This is a genomic window from Aureimonas phyllosphaerae, assembly GCF_047943035.1.
Lineage (GTDB): Bacteria > Pseudomonadota > Alphaproteobacteria > Rhizobiales > Rhizobiaceae > Aureimonas > Aureimonas phyllosphaerae.
The window spans coordinates 404,857-428,088 of sequence record NZ_CP181348.1 but is presented as its reverse complement, the minus strand read 5'-3'; the positions used below and the strand labels follow the sequence as shown (position 1 = coordinate 428,088).

Here is a 23,232-nt window from a genome sequence, read left to right as displayed (position 1 = left end):
GCGCCGTTTCAAAAGAAAGGATGTGTTGGGGCGACGAGGTCAGCCGACGATCCCGAGGATGTCGGATTCCTTCATGATCAGGAGGTCCTCGCCGCCGAGCTTGATCTCGGTGCCCGACCACTTGCCGAACAGGATGCGGTCGCCGGCCTTGACCTCGAGCGGGTTGACCTTGCCGGTCTCGTCGCGCGCGCCGGCGCCGACCGCCACGATTTCGCCTTCCTGCGGCTTCTCCTTGGCGGTGTCCGGAATGATGATCCCGCCGGCGGTCTTCGATTCGGACTCGACGCGCCGCACGACGACGCGGTCATGCAGGGGGCGGAAGTTCACATTGGCCATCTCAGTCGAACCTTCTCAAAAGGCTTGATACAAGAAACGGGCCGCCGGAGCGCACCCGTTCCGATCTCTGGCACTCGACGTGGGCGAGTGCTAACGAGTGGGGAGATAGGAGATCGGCCCCGCCTGTGTCAAGGGTGCCGCCAGCTTCGCACAAGGTCGCGGAAGACCGCCGCTTGCTTGACCCCGCCCCCCGCGCTCCGATATCGCGGGGGCCTTCGATGGACATGAGCCGGAGCCACCCGATGACCGAGGGCGCGATGCGCGCGATCCGCAGCCTCGACGAGGTGCTGGCGGGCTACGACGCCCTGTTCTGCGACGTCTGGGGCGTCGTCCACGACGGGGTGGCGAGCCACGCGGCGGCGGTCTCGGCGCTGGCAGGCGCGCGCCGCGCCGGCAAGAGGGTCGTGCTCCTCACCAACTCGCCGCGTCTTGCCGGCGGCGTCGAGCGCCAGATCGCGGCGCTCGGCGTCACGCGCGACAGCTTCGACGCGATCGTCACCTCGGGCGACGCGACGCGGGCGCTGATCGAGGCGGGTTCGCGCCGCGTGCTCCATATCGGCCCTGAGCGCGACCTCGACATCTTCGACGGGCTCGGCCTGCAGCTGGAGGACGAGACAGGCGCCGAGGCGATCGTCTGCACCGGCCTCTTCGACGACCGCACGGAAGATCCCGAGACCTATCGCCCGCTCCTGGAGCGCTGCGCCGGCCGCGGCCTGCCGATGATCTGCGCCAACCCGGACCTCGTGGTCCATATCGGCGACCAGCTGATCCCCTGCGCCGGGGCCGTCGCGGCCGTCTACGCCTCGATCGGCGGCACGGTTCACCTCGCCGGCAAGCCGCATGCCCCGATCTATGACGTCGCCCGCCGCGTCGTGGGGGAGGGGGCGCGTGTCCTGTGCATCGGCGATGGCTTGATGACTGACGTCCTCGGCGCGGTGAACCATGGCGCCGACTGCCTCTTCATCTCGCACGGCATCCACCGCGACGAACTGGCCGAGGTGATCGGCGATCCCGTTCTCCTGTCGGCCGAGCTTCTGGCGCGGGGCGTCCATGCCCGCTACGTGATGCCCGCGCTCCGATGACGGGGCCGGCCCAGCGCATTCCGGGTGCGGCGGCGCTGCCGCGCGAGCTTCGCGGCGGGGTCGTCGCGATCGGCAATTTCGACGGCGTCCATCGCGGCCACCAGGCGGTGGTCGAGACGCTCGCGGCGCTCGCCGCCGAGACCGGCGCGCCGCGCCTCGCGCTCACCTTCGAGCCGCATCCGCGCACCGTGTTCCGGCCGCAGCATCCGGTGCAGCGCCTGACCCCCGCGCCCTTGAAGGCCCGGCTCTTCGGCCTCCTCGGCGTCGAGGCGGTGGTCGAGCAGCCCTTCGATCTCGACTATGCCGCCCATCCCGCCGAAGCCTTCGTCGCCGAGACGCTGCATCGCGATCTCGGCGCGCGCCACGTCGTCGTCGGCTATGATTTCCGTTTCGGCGCACGCCGGCAGGGCGATCTCGATTTCCTGCGCGCGCGCGGGGCCGAACTCGGCATCGGCGTCACCTCGATCGCGCCCTTCGTCGACGAGGGCGCCAACACGGTCTCCTCGAGCCGCATCCGCGAAGACCTGATGAACGGCGATGCGGCCGCCGCCGCCGGGCTCCTCGGCTATCGCTGGACGATCGAGGGCACGGTCAGCCACGGGGCGAAGCTCGGGCGCACGCTCGGCTATCCTACCGCCAACATGGTTCTGCCGGACGACGGACTGCTCGCCCACGGCATCTATGCCGTGCGCCTGCGCCGCGCCGACGGCTCGCTCCACGACGGGGTGGCGAGCTACGGCCGCCGCCCGACCTTTGACAACGGCGCGGCGCTGTTCGAGACCTTTCTGTTCGACTTTTCCGGCGATCTCTACGGCGAGGCGGTCTCGGTCTCGCTGTTCGGCTTCATCCGCGGCGAGGAACGCTTCGACTCGGCCGAGGCGCTGATCGCGCGCATGGACATCGATGCCGCGGAAGCGCGCGCGCTTCTCGCCGGCGCCCGCCCCCTGTCGCCGCTGGACGCCGCGCTCACCTTCTGATCCGAGAAAAGTCCTTGGAACCGGGCCACTCCCTTTGATAGGAAGCGGCAATGGACAGAACGGCCGCCCTGCCGCCCGGCGCCTCCGCGCATGCCGGATCGCGAATTAGCCGCCCGGTTCCGCGCCGGCGCTGACAGGTGCCGCCGGAGCCGGGACGACGTGCCGCGCCCGGACCGCAAGTCTTCCGGGCCTTCCCCATGCCCCATCCCATGCCCTGATGCGTCGCCGCCCCGAAGCCATGAGGCTTCCCGTGTCCGCGCCGCGATGCAGCCCTGAACGAGTTTGCCGCCATGACCGAGCGTCCCGAGACCGACTATTCCAAGACCCTGTTCCTGCCGGAGACCGAGTTTCCGATGCGGGCGGGCCTGCCTCAGGCCGAGCCGTGGTGGATCGCCAAATGGGACGAGATGGACCTCTACGGCACGCTGCGCCGCGAATCCGCCGGTCGTCCGAAATACGTCCTCCACGACGGCCCCCCTTACGCCAACGGCCATCTCCACATCGGGCATGCGCTGAACAAGGTGCTGAAGGACGTCATCACCCGCTCCTTCCAGATGCGGGGCTATGACTCCAACTACGTGCCCGGCTGGGACTGCCACGGTCTGCCGATCGAGTGGAAGATCGAGGAGGAGAACTACCGCGCCAAGGGTCGGCAGAAGCCGGACCTGCAGGACGCGTCCGCGATGATCGCCTTCCGCCGCGAGTGCCGCGCCTATGCCGAACACTGGGTCGGCGTCCAGTCGGCCGAGTTCCGCCGCCTCGGCGTCGAGGGCGACTTCAAGAACCCCTACCTCACGATGAACTACGGGGCCGAGGCGGTGATCGCGGGCGAGCTTCTGAAGTTCGCCATGTCGGGCCAGCTCTACCGCGGCTCGAAGCCGGTGATGTGGTCGGTGGTCGAGAAGACCGCGCTCGCCGAGGCCGAGGTCGAGTACCAGGACTACGAGTCCGACACGATCTGGGTGAAGTTCGCTGTCCGTCCGGCTGCCAACGGCTTCACGCCCGCCTTCAACGGCGGCGTATCAAGCTTCCCGAAGGCGGGCTCGCCCGATGTCGGTCCGCTCGACGGCGCGAGCATCGTGATCTGGACGACGACCCCCTGGACCATCCCCGGCAACCGCGCCATCGCCTACTCCGACCGCATCGCCTACGGCCTCTACGAGGTGAGCGCGCCGGACGAGGCGGAGAACCCGCGCTGGGCCGCCCATGGCGAGCGTCTGGTGATCGCCGATGCGCTGGCCGCCGACGTCTTCGCGAAGGCGCGGGTGCCGGACGGCGGCTTCCGTCGCCTGCGCGACGTGTCCGCCGCCGATCTTGCCGCCCTCCTCTGCGACCATCCGCTGAAGGGTCTCGGCGGCGGCTACGCCTTCGCCGTGCCGCTTCTGGCCGGCGACCACGTGACCGACGACGCGGGCACGGGCTTCGTGCACACCGCGCCGAGCCACGGCCGCGAGGACTTCGAGGCTTGGACCGGCGCGCGCCGCGACATCGAGGCGCGCGGCATCGACGCGTCGATCCCCTTCCCGGTGGACGACGACGGCTTCTACACCAAGGACGCGCCAGGCTTCGGACCGGACGCCGAGGGCGGGGCCGGCCGCGTCATCGACGACAAGGGCAAGAAGGGTGACGCCAACAAGCGGGTGATCGACGCGCTGGTGGCGGCCGGCCGGCTGCTGGCGCGCGGACGCCTCAAGCATTCCTATCCCCATTCCTGGCGCTCCAAGAAGCCGGTGATCTTCCGCAACACGCCGCAATGGTTCGTCCACATGGACAAGGACCTGGCCGGCTTCGGGCTCGACGGGGCCAGGCCGTCGGGCGGCGACACGCTCCGCGGGCGCGCCCTTGCGGCGATCGACGACACGCGCTTCGTGCCGGCCAGCGGGCAGAACCGCCTGCGCGGCATGATCGCTGACCGGCCGGACTGGGTCCTGTCGCGCCAGCGCGCCTGGGGCGTGCCGATCTGCGTCTTCGTCGACGAGGACGGCGAGGTTCTGAAGGACGAGGCGGTCAACGCGCGGATCCGCGAAGCCTTCGAGAAGGAGGGCGCCGACGCCTGGTTCGCCGAGGGCGCCAAGGAGCGCTTCCTCGGCAACGAGCACGACGCGTCGCGCTGGTCGATGGTGCGCGACATCCTCGACGTCTGGTTCGATTCCGGCTCGACCCACGCCTTCTGCCTGGAGAAGCGCCCCGACCTGAAGTGGCCGGCCGACCTCTATCTCGAAGGCTCCGACCAGCATCGCGGCTGGTTCCATTCCTCGCTGCTTGAAGCCTGCGGCACGCGCGGCCGCGCGCCCTACGACGCGGTGCTGACGCACGGCTTCGTGATGGACGAGGACGGGCGCAAGATGTCGAAGTCGCTCGGCAACGTCGTGACGCCGCAGGAGGTGATCTCGCAGTCCGGCGCCGACATCCTGCGCCTCTGGGTGGTCTCGTCCGACTATTCGGAGGACCTGCGCCTCGGCAAGACGATCCTCCAGACCAATGTCGACGCCTATCGCAAGCTGCGCAACACGGTGCGCTGGATGCTCGGCACCCTGGCGCACGACCGGGGCGACGACGTGCCGCTTGCCGAGATGCCCGAGCTCGAGCGCCTGATGCTCCACCGCCTCGCCGAGATCGAGGGCGTGGTCCTGAAGAGCTACGACGCCTTCGACTTCAAGCGCATTGCCCGCACGCTTCTCGACTTCATGGTGGTGGAGCTTTCGGCCTTCTACTTCGACATCCGCAAGGACGCGCTCTACTGCGACGCGCCGTCCTCGGTGCGCCGCCGGGCGGCGCTCCAGGTCGTGCGCATCCTCTTCGACCGCTTGGTAACGTGGCTGGCGCCGCTCCTGCCGTTCACGATGGAGGAGGCGTGGCTGAGCCGCTATCCGGAAGCACGCTCGGTGCATCTGGAAGCGTTCCGCGGCTGTGATCCCGTCTGGGTCGACGAGGCGCTGGCGGAGCGCTGGCGGCAGATCCGGCGCGTGCGCCGCGTCGTCACCGGCGCCCTCGAAGACGAGCGCCGCGCCAAGCGCATCGGCTCCTCGCTGGAGGCGGCCCCCGTGGTGCATGTCGCGGACGCGGACCTGCGCAGGCTTCTCGGCGAGATCGACCTCGCCGAGATCGCGATCACCAGCGACATCGCCCTCATCGGCCAGCCTGCGCCGGAGGGCGCCTTCACGCTGCCCGACACGCCGGGCATCGCGGTGGTGCCGGCACGGGCGGAGGGGCGCAAATGCGCCCGCTCCTGGAAGGTCTCGCCGCTCGTCGGCACGGACCCCGAGTATCCCGACGTCACGCCGCGCGACGCCGAGGCGCTGCGCGAACTCAAAGCGGCGGCCGCCTGATGGGCGGCCGTTGCCCGGTGGTAACGGAATCTTTGCCGTTTCTGGACTCGGACCGTGCTCTCGCCTAGAAGCTCTTCGTAAAATCGCCGGATTGTCCTGAGCAAAGGCGCGGGGGGAGGGGTCCCCGCGCGACCTCGATGGGGCCCGAGCGGTCACGAGACACAAGGGGAAACGCCCGGCATGACACACACCACCGTTCGCGTCGGCTCGCGCATGCTGGCTCTCGGCGCTGCCGCGCTGGCGCTCAGCGGCTGCATGGGTCCGACCTACGGCACGGGCACCAGCCAGGGCCAGCAGCTGTTCAACGACCTCGACGGCATGCTGACGCTGGGCTCCTCCAACCGGACGCGCGTCGACTACTCGCCCCGCCCCGAACTCGTGAAGTCGCAGAAGCGCGACGTGCTGCCACCGCCGCGCGTCGCGGCAAGCGCGAGCACGGATGCGAACTGGCCGGAATCGCCCGAGCAGCGCCGCGCCCGGCTGCGCGCCGCAGCGCCCGATGGCAGCGACGGCGCCCTTCCGGTCGCCTTCATGACCGCCGACAAGGAGGGCATGACGCGCGAGGAGGCGACCGTCAGCTCGACCGTCGGCAAGCGCGCCGAGATGGAAGGCAGCTGGATCTCGTCCAAGCAGATGGCCGGCCAGCGCGTCGCCGCCAACGAGCGCGCCCGCGTCGGACGCCAGGGCGATCCGACCCAGCGCCGCTACCTGTCGGAGCCGCCGCTGACCTACCGCCAGCCTGCCGCGACGGCGCCCGCCGGCGATCCCGGCGTCGACGAGGATGCCAAGGCTCGCAACGCCAACGGCACGAAGACCCTTGGCTCGAAGCTGAAGAGCCTCTGGCCCTTCTGACGCGGCGCTAGTCGCGCCGCGCGCGGAAGAAGTCGCGCAGGAGCGCGGCGGACTCCGTTTCACCGATGCCGGAATAGACCTCCGGCGCGTGGTGGCAGGTCGGCTGGGCGTAGAAGCGGGGACCGTGTTCCACCGCGCCGCCCTTCGCGTCGCCCGCGCCGAAGTAGAGCCGCCGGATGCGCGCGAACGAGATCGCCGCCGCACACATGGCGCAGGGCTCCAGCGTCACGTAGAGGTCGGCGCCGATCAGCCGCTCCGAGCCGATCGCCTCGCAGGCCCGCCGGATCGCCAGGATCTCGGCATGGGCCGTGGGGTCGAAGAGGGCGCGGGTCTCGTTGCCCCCGCGGCCGATGACCTGCCCGTCCAGCACCACCACGGCACCGACCGGCGTCTCGCCGCGGGCCTCGGCGGACCTGGCCTCGACGAGCGCCTCATCCATGGAATTCAAGCGCGACATGCAAGGTCTCTCGTTTGATCGGCGGGAGTTTGCTATGCGTGCCGGAGAACACAAGGCATAGCGAAAAGATGAGCGACGAGAACCAGGGCGGCCGTTCGGGCCGCAGCGGTGCGGGCCGCGGCCTAGGCGGATCCAAGGGCGGGTCCGGGGGCGGTTCGGGTCCGCGCGGCGGCAAGCCCGGCGGATTCAAGGGCAAGCCGGGCGGCGCGGGCGGCGATCGGCCGGCCCGTCCCTTCCGGCCGCGCCCCGAGGGCGCCGAAGGCGAGGCGCGCGGCGAGCGCTCCGGCCCGAAGCGGTTCGGCGCCAAGCCGTTCCGCCCGCGCGAGGGCGAGGGCGGCGGAGGCGAGCGTCCGGCCCGCGCCTTCAAGCCGCGCGGCGAGCGCGCCGAGGGCGGCGATCGGCCGCCGCGCGGTGACCGCCCGTTCCGCCCGCGCGAGGAGGCCGGTGGAGAGCGCCCCGCCCGGTCCTTCAAGCCGCGTGGTGACCGCGCGGAGGGTGGCGAGCGCCCGTCCCGCGACCGGAGCGAGGGTGGTGATCGTCCCGCCCGCAGCTTCAAGCCGCGCACCGAGGGCGGCGATCGGCCGCCGCGCGGCGACCGTCCGTTCCGCCCGCGCGAGGAGAACGGGGGCGAGCGTCCCGCCCGGTCGTTCAAGCCACGCGGTGACCGCGCCGAAAGTGGCGAGCGTCCGTTCCGCGACCGGAGCGAGGGCGGCGATCGTCCCGCCCGCAGCTTCAAGCCCCGCACCAAGGGCGGCGATCGGCCGCCTCGCGGCGACCGTCCGTTCCGCCCGCGCGAGGAGGCCGGGGGCGAGCGTCCGGCCCGTGCCGTCCGCCCGCGCGAGGAGCGTTCCGAGGGCGGCGAGCGCGCGCCCCGCCGCGACGGCGTCAAGCCCTTCACGCCCCGCTCGCGCGGCATGTTCTCGCATGCCGGCGCCAAGCGCGAGGGCGAGGGCGGCGAGCGTCCGCGCTCCTACGGCCGCCTCAGCCACGACGGCGCCGAGACCGAGCGCCGTGCGCGCCCGATGGGCGAGCGGCCCCGCAGCGGGGCGACGGACGGCGAGGACGGCGCACCCGGCACGATGCGCATCGCCAAGCGGCTGGCACGTGCCGGCATCGCCTCGCGCCGCGACGCGGAAGGGATGATCGCCGACGGGCGCGTGACCTTGAACGGCAAGCGTCTCGACAGCCCGGCGCAGGACGTCACGAATTCGGATCGCATCGAGATCGACGGCAAGCCCCTGCCGCCGATCGAGCGCACGCGCCTCTGGCTCTTCCACAAGCCGGCCGGCAGCGTCACCACCAATCGCGACCCGGAAGGGCGCCCGACCGTGTTCGACCGCCTGCCGGAGGACATGCCGCGCGTCCTGACCGTCGGTCGGCTCGACATCAACACCGAGGGGCTCCTCCTTCTCACCAACGACGGCGGTCTCGCCCGCATCCTGGAGCTTCCCTCCACCGGCTGGCTGCGGCGCTACCGGGTGCGCGCGCATGGCGAGATCACGCAGGAGAAGCTCGACGAGCTGCGCCAGGGCATCGCGGTCGACGGCGTCTTCTACGGCGCGATCGAGGCGACGCTCGACCGCACGCAAGGATCGAACGTCTGGATGACGATCGGCCTGCGCGAGGGCAAGAACCGTGAGGTGAAGCGCGTGCTGGGCCATCTCGGCCTCGACGTGAACCGCCTGATCCGCCTGTCCTTCGGACCGTTCCAGCTCGGCGAGCTCGAAGAGGGCGCGGTGCAGGAGATCAAGGGGCGCATGCTGAAGGATCAGCTCGGGCCGACCCTGATCGAGGAAGCGGGCGCCGACTTCGACGCGCCGATCGTCAACCCGTTCTCCAACAAGCCGGTGGCCGCCGAGCGCCGCCGGCCAGAGGAGGGCGAGGAGACGCAGAAGCGCGCGGCCGGGGCGAAGAGCGAATGGGTGAGCAACTCGCCCGACAGCCCGCGCCCGAACCGGAAGAAGTTCGGCAACGCCAAGCGCGAGGAGGCCCTTGGCCGCCTCGACACGCAGGCGCCGCGCGCGCGCCGCGACGACGGCGAGAAGCGGCCGTTCGAGAAGCGCGAGACCAAGCCGTTTGGCGAGCGCAAGCCGCGCGCCTTCGGCGACAAGCCCGCCGACGGGCGGGACCGCGACGGCGCGGACGCGGGCGATCGGCCGGCGCGCCGTCCGCCCTCGGCGCCCAAGCGCACCGCCAATGTCTGGATGGCGCCGGGCGCCCGTGCGGTCGGCGAGAAGACGAAAGCTGCCCGCGAGGAGCGTGCCGCGCGGCGCGCGGCCGAGGACGAGGGCCGCGGCAGCCGTCCGCCCCGGGGCGAAGGACGCTCGGGCGAGGGACGCTTCGGCGGTGAGCGCTCCGGCGAAGGGCGCGGCGGCGATCGTCCGCGCACGGGCGGCGACAAGCCGTTCCGGCCGAAGGGCGATGGTCCGCGCTCCGGACCCCGGTCCGGCCCGCGCAAGGGCTGACGGCCGGTGGGCATGCGCATCGTGGCGGGCGCCCTGAAAGGGCGTCCGCTCGCTACCCCCTCGACCGACGCGATCCGGCCGACCTCGGAGCGTCATCGCGGGGCGCTGTTCGACATTCTCGCCCATGGGCTCGGGGTGCGCTTCGAGGACGGGCGCGTCCTCGACCTTTTCGCCGGCACCGGGGCGCTCGGGCTGGAGGCGATGTCGCGCGGCTGCCGCTACGGCGTCTTCGTCGAGGAAAGCGCCGATGGGCGCGGGCTGATCCGCACCAATATCGAGGCCTTCGGCCTTGGCGGCCGCACCAAGATCCTGCGGCGCGATGCCACGCGGCTGGGCGACGCCGGCACGATCGATCCGTTCGACCTCGTGCTTGCGGACCCGCCCTATGGCCGGCGTCTCGGCGAAGCGGCGCTGGCGGGCGCCCTCGCCGGCGGCTGGCTGGCCTCCCAAGCGGTCGTCGTCCTTGAGGAGGCGCTCGACGCGCCGTTCGAGCCGGTGCCCGGCCTCGATCTCCTCGACGAGCGGGCGATGGGCGAGACGCGCCTTCGCTTCCTGCGGCCCGCGGGCTGACGCCGGGACCAAGGCACGCCCTTACAAAATCGTAATTGGTGCCTTTTCTCGCGCTCCTCCATATCCCCGGAGGAACCGGGCATTCCGAGCCCCCGGAATTCCCGAGCCCCCCGGATTTCCCGAGCCCAAGGACACCCGCCTCGATGAGCTTCCCGATCCGACGTGCCGGCGTATCCGCGATCGCACTGGCGATCGCGCTGTCGACCCCGGTCTTCGCGCAAGGCACGCAGCCGGCGCCCGCCCCCGCGCCCGCGACAGCGGCGAGCCCCGCCGGCGAGGCGGCCGCCGCCAAGGCCGAGGCGATGCGCCCGGCGATCGAGAGCTTCACGCTCGACAACGGGCTGCAGGTCGTGGTGCTGCCCGACCACCGCGCGCCGATCGCCACCCAGATGATCTGGTACAAGGTCGGCTCCGCCGACGAGCCGAAAGGCGTGTCGGGCATCGCCCACTTCCTCGAGCACCTGATGTTCAAGGGCACGAAGACCCACAAGCAGGGCGAGTTCTCGGCTGCGGTTGCCGCGATCGGCGGCGAGGAGAACGCCTTCACCTCCTACGACTACACCGCCTACTACCAGCAGGTGCCGGTCGAGGCCCTGAAGGAGATGATGGGCTTCGAAGCCGACCGGATGGAGAACCTCGTCCTCACCGACGAGGTGGTGCTGCCCGAGCGCGACGTGATCCTCGAAGAGCGCCGCATGCGGATCGACAACGAGCCGGGCGCCCAGCTTTCGGAGGCCGTCGACGCCGCGCTCTTCCAGAACCACCCCTACGGCACGCCGGTGATCGGCTGGCGCAACGAGATGGAGAAGCTGTCGAGGCAGGACGCCATCGCCTTCTACGACCGCTTCTATACGCCGAACAACGCGACCCTCCTGATCGCCGGCGACGTGACGCTCGATCAGGTGAAGGCCTATGCCGAGGAGACCTTCGGCAAGGTGCCGCGCCGCGCCGATCCCGGCCTGCGCCAGCGCCCGCAGGAGCCCGAGCCGCTGGCCGCGCGCAGCGTCACCTTGCGCGACGCGCGCGTCACCCAGCCGAGCGTTCAGACGACCTACCTCGTGCCATCCGACAACAACGCCAAGCCCGGCGAGTCCGAGGCGCTCGATCTCCTCGCCGACATTCTCGGCGGCGGCACGACGAGCCGCCTCTACCGCGCGCTGGTGGTCGACCAGGGAATCGCGGCCGGCACGGGTTCCTACTACCAGGGCACCGCGCTCGACGACGGCCAGTTCATGACCTACGGCACGCCGCGAGGGGACGCCACGCTCGATCAGGTCGAGAAGGCGGTGAATGCGGAAGTCGAGAAGATCGCCCGCGACGGCGTGACGGCGGCCGAGCTCGAGGCTGCCAAGAACCGCGTGCGCAAGGCGCTGATCTACCAGCGCGACAACCAGACCTCGATGGCGCGGCGCTATGGCGCAGCGCTCTCCACCGGCGGCACGATCGAGAAGGTCGAGAGCTGGCCGGACCGCATCGAGGCGGTGACGGTCGATCAGGTGAACGCGGCCGCCAAGGCCTATCTCCAGCCGAAGCGCTCGGTCACCGGCTACCTTCTGCCGGCGGATGCCGAGACCAGCGCCGAGGCGAAGGCCCCTGCCGGATCGCCCGAGGCGGCCGGCGCGGTGGCCCCCACCGACGGCGCGCCGGTCCCCGGCGACACCCGCTCCTGACCCTTCGCGACGACGGATCCCCAGCCATGAACGCGCTTTTCAAGCCTTTCCGCCGCGCCACCGCCGTGTTCGGCCTGGTCGCCGGCCTGTCCTGCAGCCTCGTCTCGCTGGCCCAGGCCGTCGAGATCAAGGAGGTGACGAGCCCCGGCGGCATCCACGCCCTCCTCGTTGAGGACTATACCAACCCGTTGATCGCCATGCGCTTCGCCTTCAAGGGCGCGGGCTCGACGCAGGACGCGCCCGGCAAGGAGGGCACGGCGAACCTCCTGTCCGGTCTCCTCGACGAGGGCGCGGGCGACATCGACAGCGCGGCGTTCCAGGCCAAGCTCGATGAACTCGGCGTCTCGCTTTCGTTCGATTCGAGCTACGACAACTTCTCCGGCAACTTCCGCACCATCGTCGAGAACGAGGACGCGGCCTTCGACCTCCTGCGCCTTGCGGTCAACGAGCCGCGCTTCGATCAGGAGCCCGTCGAGCGCATCCGCGGCCAGCTTCTCGCCGGCATCGTGGCCAACGAGCAGGATCCCGGCACGCTGGCGGCCAAGGCCTTCCGCTCGACCGTCTTCCCCGGCCATCCCTATGCGCGCCCCTCGGAAGGCACGGTGGACACGCTGAAGACCGTGACCGCCGACGACCTGCGGGCCTTCCGCCAGAAGACGTTCGGCCGCGACAACCTCGTCGTCGGCGTCGTCGGGGCGATCGACGAGGCGACGCTGAAGAGGCGCCTCGACGAAATCTTCCTGCCGCTGCGCGAGAAGGCAGACCTCGTCCCGGTCGCCGACATCCAGCCGGTGACCGGCAAGCAGGACAACGTCGCGCTCAACCTGCCGCAGACGCAGATCCAGTTCGCGCTGCCGGGTGTGAAGCGCGATGCGCCGGAGTTCTTTGCGGCCTATCTTGCCAACCACATCCTCGGCGGCGGCACCTTCGATTCGCGCCTCTACAAGGAGATCCGTGAGAAGCGCGGTCTCGCCTACGGCGCGGGCTCGTATCTCACCAACTACGACCATGCCGCGATGCTGGCGGGCTCCACCGCCACCCGTGCCGACAAGGCGCAGGAGAGCATCGCGATCATCCGGGCCGAGCTGAAGCGCCTCGCCGACGAGGGCCCGAGCCAGGAAGAGCTCGACCGCGCCAAGGCTTTCGTGAAGGGCTCCTACGCCGTCCAGAACCTCTCGTCGTCGCTCTCGATCGCCTCGACGCTGGTCGGCATCCAGCTCGACGATCTCGGCACCGACTATATCGAGCGGCGCCAGGGCCTGATCGACGCGGTGACGCTGGACCAGGTGAAGGCCGAGGCCAAGCGGCTCCTGTCGGTCGATCCGACGATCATCACGGTCGGCCCGGCCGACGCCTGAGCGGCGGCGTGACCCCTCCCGACACCCGGCGGCCGTCCCTCGTGGACGGCCGATCCGCGTCCGAGACCCGGATCGGGCTGGCGCTCGGCGGGGGCGGGGCGCGAGGGCTCGCCCATCTCCATGTGCTCGCCGCCTTCGAGGACCTTGGCCTGCGGCCGAGCCGCATCGCCGGCGCCTCGATCGGCGCGATCGTCGGGGCGGCGGCCGCGAGCGGCTTCTCGGCCGCCGCGATCGAGGACCACGTCCTCGCGGTGCTCGCCACGCGCCGGCACGTCTTCGGCACGCTCTGGCGCACCCGGCCGCCGACGCTCGCCGAATTCCGGGCCGAGGGGGGCTTTCGTCTCGGCCAGCTCAATGCCGAGCGGGTCGTCGGCGCCTTCCTGCCGCTCGGGCTGCCCATCGGCTTCGACAGGCTCGCCATCCCGCTGACCGTAATGGCGACGGATTTCTACGGCGGGCTCGAATGCGCCATCGAGGCGGGCGACCTCGTCAGCGCGCTCGCCGCCTCGGCGGCGCTCCCGGCGCTGTTCCGGCCGGTGCGGCGCGACGGTCTCGTGCTGGTCGACGGCGGCATCACCAATCCTCTGCCGTTCGACGTCTTCGGCGGATCGGCGACCCATGTCGTCGCCTGCGACGTCACCGGCGGGCCGGAGCGCGGGGTGCTGCCGCTGCCGACGCCGGTCGAGGCGATGTTCGGGGCCTCGCAGCTGATGATGTCGGCGGTGATCCGGGCGAAGCTCGCCTGCACCGCGCCCGACATCCTCGTGCAGCCGCCGGTCTCGCCGTACCGCGTGCTCGATTTCCTGCGCGCGCGCACGATCCTTCTCGAGACGCGCGGCGTGCGCGAGGAGGTGAAGCGCCGGCTCGGCGACCTTCTCGACGGCCGCGGCGCTACTGCGTCGCCGTCTCTTCCAGAAAGCGCATGAGGCCGGTCTCGACCCGCGTCAGCCCCTCGCGCACCCGCCCCTTCATCAGGTCCGCCGGCAGGCGCTCCTCCTCGAAGGCCGCGACGATCTCGGGGTGAACGTAGGAGGCGCGCGCCACGGTCGGCGTGTTGCGCAGGAGTTCCGACACCGACTTCATCGCTTTCGCCACCGCGCGCTTGCGCTTGGGCGCCGTGTCCGCCTTCTCCGGCGGCACCTCCTCCAGAAGGAAGCGCAGCGCCTCGGCCGAGCCGTGGAAGGTGCGGAAGTCCTTGGCCGAGACCTTCTTGCCGGACGAATCCCGCAGGTATTCGTTGAGGAGCGTGGCCGTCAGGTCCTTGGCCGCCGTCGCGCCCTTCTCGCGGAAGCGGAACAGGCGCTTGGCGCCGCGCTCGCGGCGCATCCGGTCGAGCGAGCGCACCAGCGCCGGTTCGGCGATCTCGATGACATGCGCCTTGTTGGACTTGCCGACGAAGCGCAGCACCGCGCGCTTCTTGGCGATCTTCAGGTTCTCGCGGCGCAGCGAGGCGACGCCGCGCCCGCCGTCCTTGGCGTATTTCTCGTGGCCGGGGCGCATGGCGGCGACATCGATGAGGCGCGCGGCCACCGCCGCCGTGCCGCGCCGGTCGGTGCCCTGGCGTTTCAGGTCGCGGGCGATGCGCTTGCGCAGCTTTGGTAGCGCCCGGCCGAAGCGCAGGAGCCGCTCGGTCTTGACCGCGTTGCGCACGTTCACCCAGTCGTCGTGGTAGCGGTACTGCAGGCGCCCCTTCTCGTCGCGCCCGGTTGCCTGGATATGGCCGTTCTCCTCGACGCAGATCTTCACGTCTCGCCAGGCCGGCGGCAGCACCAGCTTCTTGATCCGCGCCTTGAGCGTCTTGTCGGTGATCGTCTCGCCATTGGTGAAGCAGATGCGCTGCCCGCGCCCGTGCGGATGGATCTCGACGCCGAAGTCGGCCGGATCGACAATGGTGAGGCCGAACCGTTCGGCATGGAAGTCGAGGCGCTTGTTCATGGGGGCGGGGTTCACGTGGCGGATCAGCCGTCCGGAACGCGGCGTGACGAAGCGCGGTTCCTGTCTCGTTGGGTGCGACCGAATGTCGGTGGACGACCGCTCGCGGGAGGGAACGCGACGGCAGGCTTGCGACTTGCCCACCCATCGAAACGGATCAGCGAGAGCTTCAGATGAGCACGGTTTCCAAGGGTGACACGGTCGAGTGGTCCTACGGCAAGGGCAAGGCCGAGGGGAAGGTCGAGGCGCGCTTCACCAAGAAGGTGACGAAGACGATCAAGGGCAAGGAGATCACGCGCAACGCGTCGAAGGACGAGCCCGCCGTCCTGGTGAAGGCCAAGACCGGCTCGAAGGCGCTGAAGAGCGAGAGCGAGGTTCACAAGAAGAAGGCGCACTGAGCCGCGCCTGACGGCTTGGCGAAGACCGAGCCGGCCGGCCTTCAGGTCGGCCGGCTCTCGCTCGAGTTGGCGAGATGGGCGGGCGCCGCGCCCCGCGGCTGGCGCACCCGCGCGCCGTCACCCTTCGGCTTGGTGAGGGGCTCGGGCGACACGCGGCCGCGGCCGAGCACCGTCGAGCCGGTTCCGGCGGTACGGGCCTGCTGGAGGGCGAGGCGCTCGGCGTCGCGCCGGCGCACGTCCTCGACGATGCGGCCGGCCTCCTCGCGACCCAGCCCCAGCGCTTCAAGCGTCTTGCCGCCGAAGCGCAGCGCCGATTCCAATGTTTCGCGGAGTTCGAACGTCACCCCGCGCTCGCGCAGCGAGAGCGAGTGGTTGCGGTCGTAGGAGCGCGCGAAGATCGCGACGTTCGGGAACTCCGAATGGATGAGGTCGACGATGGCGTTTGTCGTTTCCGGCTTGTTGGTGCAGACGGCGACGATCTTGACCTGCCGGATGCCCGCCGCCTCCAGCACCGAGCGCCGGAGCCCCGAGCCGAAATAGATCCGGAAGCCGAAGCGGCCGGCGGCACGGATGCGCTCGGCCGAGGAGTCGATGATCGTCATCTCCAGCCCGCTCGACAGCATGACCTGCGCGGCCATCTGGCCGAAGCGCGAGAAGCCGATCATCAGGACGTCGGACTGCTCGGCGCCGGAGAAGTCCTCCACCATCTCGTCGGCCCGCTCCTCGTCCGGCACGAGGCGGCGCGCCAGCCGGTCGGCGAGCGGCGTCAGCGCCATGGAGAGCGTCACGATGGAGACGAGGATCGATCCGGTCGCCCCGTCGAGGATCGCCGAGGCGGTTGCCGCCGAGAACAGGACGAAGGCGAACTCGCCGCCCTGCGGCAGCACCAGCGACGTGCGCAGCGCCACGGCGTGGCTTTCGCCGAACAGGCGGCAGAGCGGGTAGAGGATCGCGGCCTTGGCCGCCATCAGCGCAGGAGCACCCAGAAGCACGATCCAGGCGTAGTCGGCGATGACAGTGAGATCGAGCGTCAGGCCGACGGCGATGAAGAACAGGCCGAGCAGCAGGCCGCGGAATGGGTCGATATTGGCTTCGAGTTCGTGGCGATAGGAGGACTCGGCCAGAAGGACGCCTGCGATGAAGGCGCCCATCGCCATCGAAAAGCCCGCAAGGCCCATCAGGAGCGCCGAAGCCAGCACCACGAAGAGTGCGGCCGCGATCATCACCTCGCGCGCGCCGGAATTCGCCAGCACCCGGAACAGGGGGTTGATCAGGTAGCGGCCGACCACGACGAGCGCCACTAGTGCGCCCACCGAGCGCGCCATCGCCCACGGGTCGAAGGCGGCGGTGCTGTCGGTGCCGGGCGCCAGCACCGGCAGGATGGCGAGCAGCGGCACGATCGCGAGATCCTGGAACAGGAGGATCGAGAACGAGGTCTGGCCGAAACGCAGGTTAATCTCGCCCGATTCCTCCAGAAGCTGCAGCGCGAAGGCGGTGGACGAGAGGGCGAGGCCGAAGCCGATCACGACCGCCGCGTTCCAGCCGGGCAGGATGAAGGACAGGCCCGCCGTCAGGATGCCGCCCGTCACCACGACCTGCGCGAGGCCGAGGCCGAAGATCTGCCGCCGCAGCGCCCAGAGGCGCGAGAGCTTCAGCTCCAGCCCGATGATGAAGAGGAGGAACACGACGCCGAGCTCGCCGATATGCAGAATCTCGTCCTGCCCGTGCTGCACGAGGCGAAGGATCGGCCCCATGACGATGCCGGCGAAGAGATAGCCGAGGATGGTGCCGAGCCCGATCCGCTTGAACAGCGTGCCGGCCACGATGCCGCCGCCGAGGATCAGGAGGATCTCGAGAAACAGCGGTGCGGTCTCTGCCATGGCCGGCTCCGGAGGATGACCGGCGCGGGCGCGCCGGGCGCGGCGGCTTGACGACGGCTTGAAGGCAGCCAATGGCATAATAGATGGTGCGGATGCAAAAGGTTCGGCGGTTTCCCCATGAATGACGACATCGGACGGCTCGAAGACCTCGGGGTACGCCTGATCGGGGCCGCGAGGCGGGCCGGTGCGGATGCGGCGGATGCCGCCGTGGTGCGCTCGCGCTCGCAGGGCGCGCAGGTGCGCATGGGCAAGCTGGAGGAGCTGGAATCCTCGGAGAGCGACGACCTGTCGCTGCGCGTCTTCGTCGGCGGGCGGGTCGCGACCGTCTCGGCCGACCTTCGCGCCGACATGGATCGCCTGGCTGAGCGCGCCGTCGCCATGGCGCGCGTCTCGCCCGAAGATCCCTATGCCGGCCTTGCCGACCCGGCGCTGCTTGCCCCCGACCGGCCCGACCTCGACCTCTTCGACCCGACCGAGATTTCGAGCGAGGCGCTGATCGAGACGGCGCGCGAGATGGAGGCGGCCGCGCTCGGCGTGCCGGGCGTCACGAAATCGGGCAGCGCCTCGGCGAGCTGTGGCGTCACCGGGCTCGTGCTCGTCACCTCGACCGGCTTTTCCGGCTCGCGCCAGCGCTCCGGCTTCTCGCGCTCGGTCAGCGCGGTGGCGGGCGAGGGTACCGGCATGGAGCGGGACTACGACTTCGATTCGCGCATCCACGCCGCCGATCTCGAGGACGCGGCGGCCATCGGCCGGCGGGCCGGCGAGCGGGCGGTGCGCCGGGTGAACCCGCAGAAGGTGGCGACGGGCCGCTACCCGATCGTGCTCGATCCGCGCGTCTCGCGCGGGCTGATCGGTAGCCTTCTCGGCGCGATCAACGGCGCGGCGATCGCGCGCGGCACGAGCTTCCTGAAGAACCGCATGGGCGAGCGCGTGCTGCCGCCCGGCCTCGACCTCGTGGACGAGCCGCGCCTTCAGCGCCGCGCCGGATCGCGTCCGTTCGACGGCGAGGGTGTCGCGGGCGAACGCCTCGCCCTCGTCGAGGACGGCGTGCTGCGCCACTGGATCCTCGACAGCGCCACGGGGCGCGAATTGAAGCTTCAGACCAACGGCCGCGCCTCGCGCTCGTCGTCCGGCGTCTCGCCCTCCTCGACCAACGTCACGCTGACGCCGGGCGCCCGGTCGCCGGAGGCGCTCGTCGCCGACACGCATTCGGGCATCTACGTCACCGAGATGATCGGCTCCGGCGCCAATCTCGTGACCGGCGACTATTCGCGCGGCGCGTCCGGCTTCCTGATCGAGAACGGCCGTATGGCCGGTCCCGTGTCGGAGTTCACCGTCGCCGGCAACCTCCTCGACATGCTTGCCGCCATCGAGCCGGCCGACGATCGCGACGAGCGCTTCTCGGTCGTGGTGCCGACGCTGCGCATCGGCGAGATGACGGTCGCGGGGCGCTGAGGGTGGCCGACGCGGAGGATGATCTCGACCTCCTGCGCGAGGTCGCGGCGGAAGCCGGGCGGATCGCCGCGCGCTTCTGGCGCCGCGACCCCCGCGTCTGGTGGAAGGGGCAATCCCCGGTCTCCGAGGCCGACCTCGCGGTCGACGCCTATCTCAGTTCCGCCCTCCTTTCGGCCCGGCCCGGCTACGGCTGGATCTCGGAGGAAACCGCCGCGCGCCCCTCGGACGGCGGCGAGGAGCGCTTCTTCGTGGTGGACCCGATCGATGGCACGCGGGCTTTTCTGCGCGGCGAGCCGACCTGGTGCGTGTCGATCGCCGTGGTGTCGGGCGGCCGGCCGGTGGCGGGTGTCCTCGACGCGCCCTCGCTCGGCGAGGTCTTCGCCGCGTCCGCCGGCGGCACGGCCGAGCTGAACGGCACGGCGATCGCGGTGCGCTCAAGCGGCGAGCCCAGCGAGACGCTGCGCCTGTCGATGCCCGAGCCGATGCGCCGGCAGATCGCGGGCCGCACGCAGGCGCCGGTCGACTACGCGCCCAACATCCCCTCCCTGGCGCTGCGGCTCGCCATGGTCGCCTGCGGCCGGCTCGACGGGACGCTCGTCGGCGCGCGCGCCAACGACTGGGACATCGCCGCCGCCGACCTGATCCTCGAGCGGGCCGGCGGGGTCCTCGCGGGGCTGGACACCGGGCCCCACCTTTACAATCCCGTCCCCAGAAGGCATGGCGTTCTGGTCGCCGGCGCGCCGGACATCGTGGAGCGCCTGCGCGCCTACGCCGCTCTCGCGGCCTGACGAAACTCCCGGCGGCGCCCCGGCCCGCCCGCAACATCGGATCCCGTTTCATGGTCAGCGAAGCCGAGCCCCGCCAGCGCCTCCACCTCGTGTTCGGCGGCGAGCTTTCCTCCCTCCAGGGCGTCGATTTCCGCGACCTGTCGGCGATCGACGTCGTCGGCATCTTCCCCGACTACGCCTCGGCACTCACCGCCTGGCGCGGCAAGGCGCAGGCCACCGTCGACAACGCCTCGATGCGCTACTTCATCGTCCATCTTCACCGCCTGCTCGACCCCGAGACGGTCTGACGGGCCGGGGCGCCGGCGCGCGTGGACGAGATTGCGGGTTCGGGCGGGGGCAAGGCGCCGCGCAAGCGCTGGCGCGTACGCCTGCAGCGGCGCTCGAAGGCCTGGCTGCGCTCGCGCGCGGCCGTCGGCCTCGGCGCCGGTGTCATCCACGGCGCGCTGCGCTTCATCCGCCTCGCCCAGCGCACCGCGCCCGGCTCCAGCGACTTTCGCGCCATCCTCACCCGCCATCATCCCGCCATCGTCGGCCTGTGGCATGGGCAGCATCTCCTGGCTCCCTTTTTCCGGCCGATCGAACTCCCCTATGTCGCCCTCCTGTCGCGCAGCGCCGACGCCGAGATGAACGCCGCCGTGGTGGAGCGCTTTGGCATCGGCACGGTGCGCGGGTCCGGCGGCCGCGTGCGCGAGGCGGTGCGCGAAAAGGGCGGGGCGAGGGCGCTGATCCAGCTGCGTCGCAGCCTGGGCCAGGGCTTCGGCGTCTGCATGATCGCCGATGTGCCGAAGGGCACGCCGCGCGAAGCGGGTCTCGGCATCGTCACGCTCGCCAAGCTGTCGGGGCGCCCGATCATCCCGAGCGCGGCGGTCACCAGCCGGCGCCATGTCGTGAAACGCAGCTGGGACAAGACGACGCTGCCCCTGCCGTTCGGGCGCATCGCCGTCGTCATGGGCGATCCGATCACCGTGCCACCCGACGCGGAGCCGGAGGAGATGGAGCGCCTGCGCGCTGTCATCACGCGCGCCATTGAGGCCGCCAACGAGAAGGCCCTCGCCCTGGCCGACGGAGACCGGCCATGAGCGACTTCTGGGCCCGACGGGCGCTCGGCGCCTACCGCGTCGCCGGCTCGCTCGCCTATCCGGTGATCGGCCCCTACGTCGCCTGGCGGGCGTCCAAGGGCAAGGAGGAGCGTCCGCGCCGGCGCGAGCGCTACGGCTTCCCGTCCGAGATCCGCCCGCACGACCGGCCGCTGGTCTGGGTCCACGCGGCGAGCGTCGGCGAGAGTCTCGCCATCATGCCGCTCGCCCAGACGCTGGCCGGCGAGGGCATCGGCGTCCTCGTCACCACCGGCACCGTGACCTCGGCCAACATGATCGCCGAGCGGCTGGTGCCCGGCATGATCCATCAATACGTGCCGCTCGACCTTCGCCCCTGCGTCGCGCGCTTCCTCGACCACTGGCAGCCCGATCTCGCGCTGGTCGCCGAAAGCGAGATCTGGCCGGTGACGCTCAGCGAGCTGGCCCGCCGGCGCGTGCCGCAGGTGCTCGTAAACGCCCGCCTGTCGGACCGCTCGTTCCAGCGCTGGCGCGCGGCGCCGCGCCTCGCCGAATCCATCATGGAAAGCTTCGCGCTGGTGGCCGCGCAGTCCGAGGTCGATGCCGAGCGCTATCATCTCCTCGGCGCGCGCGCGGTGACGACGGTCGGCAACCTCAAGGCCGACATCGCCGCCCCGCCGGTGAACCGCGAGGACCTCGACGAGGCGCGCCGGATGATCGGCCTGCGGCCCGTCTGGGCCGCCGTCTCGACCCACGAGGGCGAGGAGGCGATGGCCGCCGACATCCATTTGCGCCTTCGCGAGGACCGGCCGCGGCTTCTCACCGTGATCGTGCCGCGCCATGTCGAGCGCGCCGATGCCGTATTCCGGATGCTGACCGGGCGCGGCCTCAGCGTCGCGCGCTGGAGCCGGGGCGATCTGCCCGATCCGACCGCCGACGTGCTGCTCGGCGACACGATCGGCGACATGGGCTTCTATCTCCGCCTCACCGACATCGCCTTCATCGGCAAGTCGATCCATTCGGAGGGCGGCCAGAACCCGCTCGAGGCCGCCCGCCTCAACACCGCGATCCTGTCGGGACGGCTCGTGCAGAACTTCCGCGACATCTACGGCCGGCTGATCGAGCGCGGCGGCGCGCGCATCGTGCCGGACGCGCCGGCGCTCGAGGCGGCGGTCGCCGAGCTCTTCGCCCATCCCGAGACGCGGCGCGCCATGGCGAGCGCGGCCCATCAGAGCGTCGAGGAGATGGGCGGAGCGCTGCGCCGGACGCTCGGCGCCCTCGACCCCTATCTCCTGCCGCTGCGCCTTGCCGTCTCGATGGACCGTGGGGGAGACCGGCGTTGATCCCTTGGCGCGCGCCCCGCTTCTGGTTCGAGCCGTTCGGCTGGCAGGCGGCGTTCCTCGAGCCCGCCGCCTTCGTCTACGGGCGCGTCGCCGCGCGCCGAATGGCGGAGGCGCCGCGCCGACAGGCTGCGGCACCGGTCATCTGCATCGGCAACTTTACGCTGGGCGGCGGCGGCAAGACGCCGACGGCGATGGCGCTCGCGGAGGCCGCGCGGGCGCTCGGGCGGACGCCCGGCTTCCTGACGCGCGGCCATGGCGGCGCATCGCGCCTGCCGCTTCTGGTCGAGCCCGACCGCCACGGCGCGGCGCTCGTCGGCGACGAGGCGCTGCTTCTGGCGGAGCGCGCGCCGACCGCCGCCTCGCCCGACCGCGCGGCCGGCGCACTTCTCCTGCGCCACGCCGGCTGCGACCTCTTCCTGATGGACGACGGCTTCCAGAGCGCGCAGCTCCAGCCGGACCTGGCGCTTCTCGTGGTCGACGGGGCGACCGGCCTCGGCAACGGGCGCACCTTTCCCGCCGGCCCCTTGCGCGCGCCGCTCGGCGTTCAGTGGCCGCACGCCGACGCGCTTCTCGTGATCGGCGCGGGCGAGCCCGGCGACGCCGTGGCGCGCCGTGCGGCCGCCGACGGCAAGCCGGTCCATCGCGCGCGCCTTGCGACGGTCGACGCGGCAGGGCTCCGCGGCGCGCGCTGCCTCGCCTTTGCCGGCATCGCCAACCCCGGTAAGTTCCATGCCTCGCTGGAGGAGGCCGGGGCCGCGGTCGAGACGCGGCGCGATTTTCCCGACCACCACCCCTTCACGGAAGCCGAGGCGCACGCGATCCTGTCGGACGCTGAGGCCAAGGGCCTAGTGCCGGTGACGACGGCCAAGGACCATGTCCGGCTCCTGGCCGGCGGCCCGCAGGCGCGCTTGCTTGGCGAGGCCGCGCGGGTTCTGCGTGTCGCGCTGCGTTTCGAGGATCCCGCCGCGCCCGAGACGATCCTTCTGGCGGCCGAGGCGGCGTTCCGCGCGCGTCCGCCCGCGGTTCAGCCCTTGGTCGCCGCGCCCGTCTCGGCCTTGAGCGAGGCCGCGGCGTCTGCATAGGGCTCCTGGCGCTCGACGCTCCAATATTTCAGAAGGTCCAGCGCGATCGCCTCGCCGGTCACCGCGCAGCGCACGAAGGCGCCGGGGCGGATCACCTCGAAGTCGCCGTCTCCGTAGCGCAGCTTCGCTTCGCCGCCGCCGTCCATTCGGTTCATCATGGGATAGGTCTTCTTCCGGACATCTATGGTGGCGTTGTTCGGGCC

The 23,232-nt window shown here is 71.2% G+C and carries 21 protein-coding genes; 16 read left to right on the top strand and 5 right to left on the bottom strand.

Going from position 1 to position 23,232, the window contains the following annotated elements; genetic code table 11:
* Positions 1–39: 39 nt before the first annotated feature.
* The gene (groES, locus tag ACLNGM_RS01925; protein ID WP_019996686.1) at positions 40–336 is read right to left on the bottom strand and encodes a co-chaperone GroES; all 297 of its coding nucleotides are present in this window, start codon (positions 334–336) and stop codon (positions 40–42) included.
* Positions 337–578: 242 nt separating this feature from the next.
* Between groES and ACLNGM_RS01920 the strand changes: the two genes are divergently transcribed.
* The 4 genes from ACLNGM_RS01920 (at position 579) to ACLNGM_RS01905 (ending at position 6,576) form a co-directional block, all read left to right on the top strand.
* Positions 579–1,418, top strand: coding sequence for a TIGR01459 family HAD-type hydrolase (locus ACLNGM_RS01920; RefSeq protein ID WP_416356963.1), 840 nt, complete (start codon positions 579–581; stop codon positions 1,416–1,418).
* Positions 1,415–2,395 carry a bifunctional riboflavin kinase/FAD synthetase gene (locus ACLNGM_RS01915; protein ID WP_090962485.1) on the top strand — a complete coding sequence of 327 codons (981 nt, stop codon included), beginning with the start codon at positions 1,415–1,417 and terminating at the stop codon, positions 2,393–2,395. Before ACLNGM_RS01920 ends, ACLNGM_RS01915 begins: the two co-directional genes overlap by 4 nt.
* Before the next feature lie 290 nt (positions 2,396–2,685).
* Positions 2,686–5,724: an isoleucine--tRNA ligase gene (ileS, locus tag ACLNGM_RS01910; RefSeq protein WP_416356962.1), complete on the top strand. Its 3,039-nt coding sequence runs from the start codon at positions 2,686–2,688 to the stop codon at positions 5,722–5,724.
* Positions 5,725–5,904: 180 nt separating this feature from the next.
* Entirely contained in the window at positions 5,905–6,576 is a 672-nt protein-coding gene (locus ACLNGM_RS01905) for a hypothetical protein (RefSeq protein ID WP_090962491.1), read from the top strand.
* Between the two features lie 7 nt (positions 6,577–6,583).
* Here the strand turns inward: ACLNGM_RS01905 and ACLNGM_RS01900 are convergent, their stop codons facing one another.
* Positions 6,584–7,033 (bottom strand): nucleoside deaminase, encoded by a 450-nt coding sequence (locus ACLNGM_RS01900; RefSeq protein ID WP_244545948.1) that lies wholly within the window; start codon positions 7,031–7,033, stop codon positions 6,584–6,586.
* Positions 7,034–7,101: 68 nt separating this feature from the next.
* On the opposite strand from ACLNGM_RS01900, the gene ACLNGM_RS01895 reads away from it, so the two are divergent.
* The 5 genes from ACLNGM_RS01895 (at position 7,102) to ACLNGM_RS01875 (ending at position 14,022) form a co-directional block, all read left to right on the top strand.
* The gene (locus ACLNGM_RS01895; RefSeq protein WP_416356961.1) at positions 7,102–9,498 is read left to right on the top strand and encodes a pseudouridine synthase; all 2,397 of its coding nucleotides are present in this window, start codon (positions 7,102–7,104) and stop codon (positions 9,496–9,498) included.
* Positions 9,499–9,510: 12 nt separating this feature from the next.
* Positions 9,511–10,068 (top strand): RsmD family RNA methyltransferase, encoded by a 558-nt coding sequence (locus ACLNGM_RS01890; RefSeq protein ID WP_416356960.1) that lies wholly within the window; start codon positions 9,511–9,513, stop codon positions 10,066–10,068.
* Positions 10,069–10,211: 143 nt separating this feature from the next.
* Positions 10,212–11,738: a M16 family metallopeptidase gene (locus ACLNGM_RS01885; RefSeq protein ID WP_416356959.1), complete on the top strand. Its 1,527-nt coding sequence runs from the start codon at positions 10,212–10,214 to the stop codon at positions 11,736–11,738.
* Between the two features lie 26 nt (positions 11,739–11,764).
* Positions 11,765–13,096: a M16 family metallopeptidase gene (locus ACLNGM_RS01880; RefSeq protein WP_090962500.1), complete on the top strand. Its 1,332-nt coding sequence runs from the start codon at positions 11,765–11,767 to the stop codon at positions 13,094–13,096.
* Positions 13,097–13,104: 8 nt separating this feature from the next.
* Positions 13,105–14,022, top strand: coding sequence for a patatin-like phospholipase family protein (locus ACLNGM_RS01875; RefSeq protein WP_416356958.1), 918 nt, complete (start codon positions 13,105–13,107; stop codon positions 14,020–14,022).
* Here ACLNGM_RS01875 and ACLNGM_RS01870 read toward each other — a convergent pair.
* Positions 13,988–15,031, bottom strand: coding sequence for a DNA topoisomerase IB (locus tag ACLNGM_RS01870; RefSeq protein WP_416356957.1), 1,044 nt, complete (start codon positions 15,029–15,031; stop codon positions 13,988–13,990). The two genes, ACLNGM_RS01875 and ACLNGM_RS01870, sit on opposite strands and share 35 nt — an antisense overlap.
* 170 nt (positions 15,032–15,201) lie before the next feature.
* Here ACLNGM_RS01870 and ACLNGM_RS01865 point away from each other — a divergent pair, with 170 nt between their 5' ends.
* The gene (locus ACLNGM_RS01865; RefSeq protein WP_090962506.1) at positions 15,202–15,426 is read left to right on the top strand and encodes a DUF2945 domain-containing protein; all 225 of its coding nucleotides are present in this window, start codon (positions 15,202–15,204) and stop codon (positions 15,424–15,426) included.
* Between the two features lie 41 nt (positions 15,427–15,467).
* Here ACLNGM_RS01865 and ACLNGM_RS01860 read toward each other — a convergent pair whose 3' ends face one another.
* A complete protein-coding gene (locus ACLNGM_RS01860) occupies positions 15,468–17,306 on the bottom strand; it encodes a monovalent cation:proton antiporter-2 (CPA2) family protein (protein WP_416356956.1) in 1,839 nt (612 codons plus the stop codon).
* 117 nt (positions 17,307–17,423) lie between these two features.
* On the opposite strand from ACLNGM_RS01860, the gene ACLNGM_RS01855 reads away from it, so the two are divergent.
* The 6 genes from ACLNGM_RS01855 to lpxK are packed head-to-tail and all read left to right on the top strand — an operon-like array spanning position 17,424 to position 23,029.
* Positions 17,424–18,761: a TldD/PmbA family protein gene (locus tag ACLNGM_RS01855; protein WP_416356955.1), complete on the top strand. Its 1,338-nt coding sequence runs from the start codon at positions 17,424–17,426 to the stop codon at positions 18,759–18,761.
* Between the two features lie 2 nt (positions 18,762–18,763).
* The gene (locus ACLNGM_RS01850) at positions 18,764–19,549 is read left to right on the top strand and encodes a 3'(2'),5'-bisphosphate nucleotidase CysQ (protein ID WP_416356954.1); all 786 of its coding nucleotides are present in this window, start codon (positions 18,764–18,766) and stop codon (positions 19,547–19,549) included.
* Between the two features lie 50 nt (positions 19,550–19,599).
* Positions 19,600–19,836, top strand: a complete 237-nt coding sequence (locus ACLNGM_RS01845) for a DUF4170 domain-containing protein (protein WP_416356953.1) — start codon at positions 19,600–19,602, stop codon at positions 19,834–19,836.
* A 21-nt stretch (positions 19,837–19,857) separates the two neighbouring features.
* The gene (locus tag ACLNGM_RS01840) at positions 19,858–20,628 is read left to right on the top strand and encodes a lysophospholipid acyltransferase family protein (RefSeq protein ID WP_416356952.1); all 771 of its coding nucleotides are present in this window, start codon (positions 19,858–19,860) and stop codon (positions 20,626–20,628) included.
* Complete coding sequence (locus ACLNGM_RS01835; RefSeq protein WP_416356951.1) at positions 20,625–21,947, top strand: 3-deoxy-D-manno-octulosonic acid transferase; 1,323 nt, start codon at positions 20,625–20,627, stop codon at positions 21,945–21,947. The genes ACLNGM_RS01840 and ACLNGM_RS01835 overlap by 4 nt, the downstream gene beginning before the upstream one ends.
* A complete protein-coding gene (gene lpxK, locus ACLNGM_RS01830) occupies positions 21,944–23,029 on the top strand; it encodes a tetraacyldisaccharide 4'-kinase (protein ID WP_416356950.1) in 1,086 nt (361 codons plus the stop codon). The genes ACLNGM_RS01835 and lpxK overlap by 4 nt, the downstream gene beginning before the upstream one ends.
* Here lpxK and ACLNGM_RS01825 read toward each other — a convergent pair.
* Positions 22,972–23,187 carry a DUF2093 domain-containing protein gene (locus tag ACLNGM_RS01825; RefSeq protein ID WP_416356949.1) on the bottom strand — a complete coding sequence of 72 codons (216 nt, stop codon included), beginning with the start codon at positions 23,185–23,187 and terminating at the stop codon, positions 22,972–22,974. The two genes, lpxK and ACLNGM_RS01825, sit on opposite strands and share 58 nt — an antisense overlap.
* Positions 23,188–23,232: the final 45 nt, after the last annotated feature.

What these genes read in the sequence shown, in the direction of transcription:
- ACLNGM_RS01890 (WP_416356960.1), top strand. Translation starts at nt 9,511, where the DNA reads ATGCGCATCGTGGCGGGCGCCCTGAAAGGGCGTCCGCTCGCTACCCCC.
- ACLNGM_RS01870 (WP_416356957.1), bottom strand. Translation starts at nt 15,031, where the DNA reads ATGAACAAGCGCCTCGACTTCCATGCCGAACGGTTCGGCCTCACCATT.
- ACLNGM_RS01895 (WP_416356961.1), top strand. Translation starts at nt 7,102, where the DNA reads ATGAGCGACGAGAACCAGGGCGGCCGTTCGGGCCGCAGCGGTGCGGGC.
- ACLNGM_RS01865 (WP_090962506.1), top strand. Translation starts at nt 15,202, where the DNA reads ATGAGCACGGTTTCCAAGGGTGACACGGTCGAGTGGTCCTACGGCAAG.
- ACLNGM_RS01860 (WP_416356956.1), bottom strand. Translation starts at nt 17,306, where the DNA reads ATGGCAGAGACCGCACCGCTGTTTCTCGAGATCCTCCTGATCCTCGGC.
- ACLNGM_RS01905 (WP_090962491.1), top strand. Translation starts at nt 5,905, where the DNA reads ATGACACACACCACCGTTCGCGTCGGCTCGCGCATGCTGGCTCTCGGC.
- ACLNGM_RS01885 (WP_416356959.1), top strand. Translation starts at nt 10,212, where the DNA reads ATGAGCTTCCCGATCCGACGTGCCGGCGTATCCGCGATCGCACTGGCG.
- ACLNGM_RS01835 (WP_416356951.1), top strand. Translation starts at nt 20,625, where the DNA reads ATGAGCGACTTCTGGGCCCGACGGGCGCTCGGCGCCTACCGCGTCGCC.
- groES (WP_019996686.1), bottom strand. Translation starts at nt 336, where the DNA reads ATGGCCAATGTGAACTTCCGCCCCCTGCATGACCGCGTCGTCGTGCGG.
- ACLNGM_RS01855 (WP_416356955.1), top strand. Translation starts at nt 17,424, where the DNA reads ATGAATGACGACATCGGACGGCTCGAAGACCTCGGGGTACGCCTGATC.
- ACLNGM_RS01845 (WP_416356953.1), top strand. Translation starts at nt 19,600, where the DNA reads ATGGTCAGCGAAGCCGAGCCCCGCCAGCGCCTCCACCTCGTGTTCGGC.
- ACLNGM_RS01825 (WP_416356949.1), bottom strand. Translation starts at nt 23,187, where the DNA reads ATGATGAACCGAATGGACGGCGGCGGCGAAGCGAAGCTGCGCTACGGA.
- ACLNGM_RS01880 (WP_090962500.1), top strand. Translation starts at nt 11,765, where the DNA reads ATGAACGCGCTTTTCAAGCCTTTCCGCCGCGCCACCGCCGTGTTCGGC.
- ACLNGM_RS01900 (WP_244545948.1), bottom strand. Translation starts at nt 7,033, where the DNA reads ATGTCGCGCTTGAATTCCATGGATGAGGCGCTCGTCGAGGCCAGGTCC.
- ileS (WP_416356962.1), top strand. Translation starts at nt 2,686, where the DNA reads ATGACCGAGCGTCCCGAGACCGACTATTCCAAGACCCTGTTCCTGCCG.
- ACLNGM_RS01915 (WP_090962485.1), top strand. Translation starts at nt 1,415, where the DNA reads ATGACGGGGCCGGCCCAGCGCATTCCGGGTGCGGCGGCGCTGCCGCGC.
- ACLNGM_RS01920 (WP_416356963.1), top strand. Translation starts at nt 579, where the DNA reads ATGACCGAGGGCGCGATGCGCGCGATCCGCAGCCTCGACGAGGTGCTG.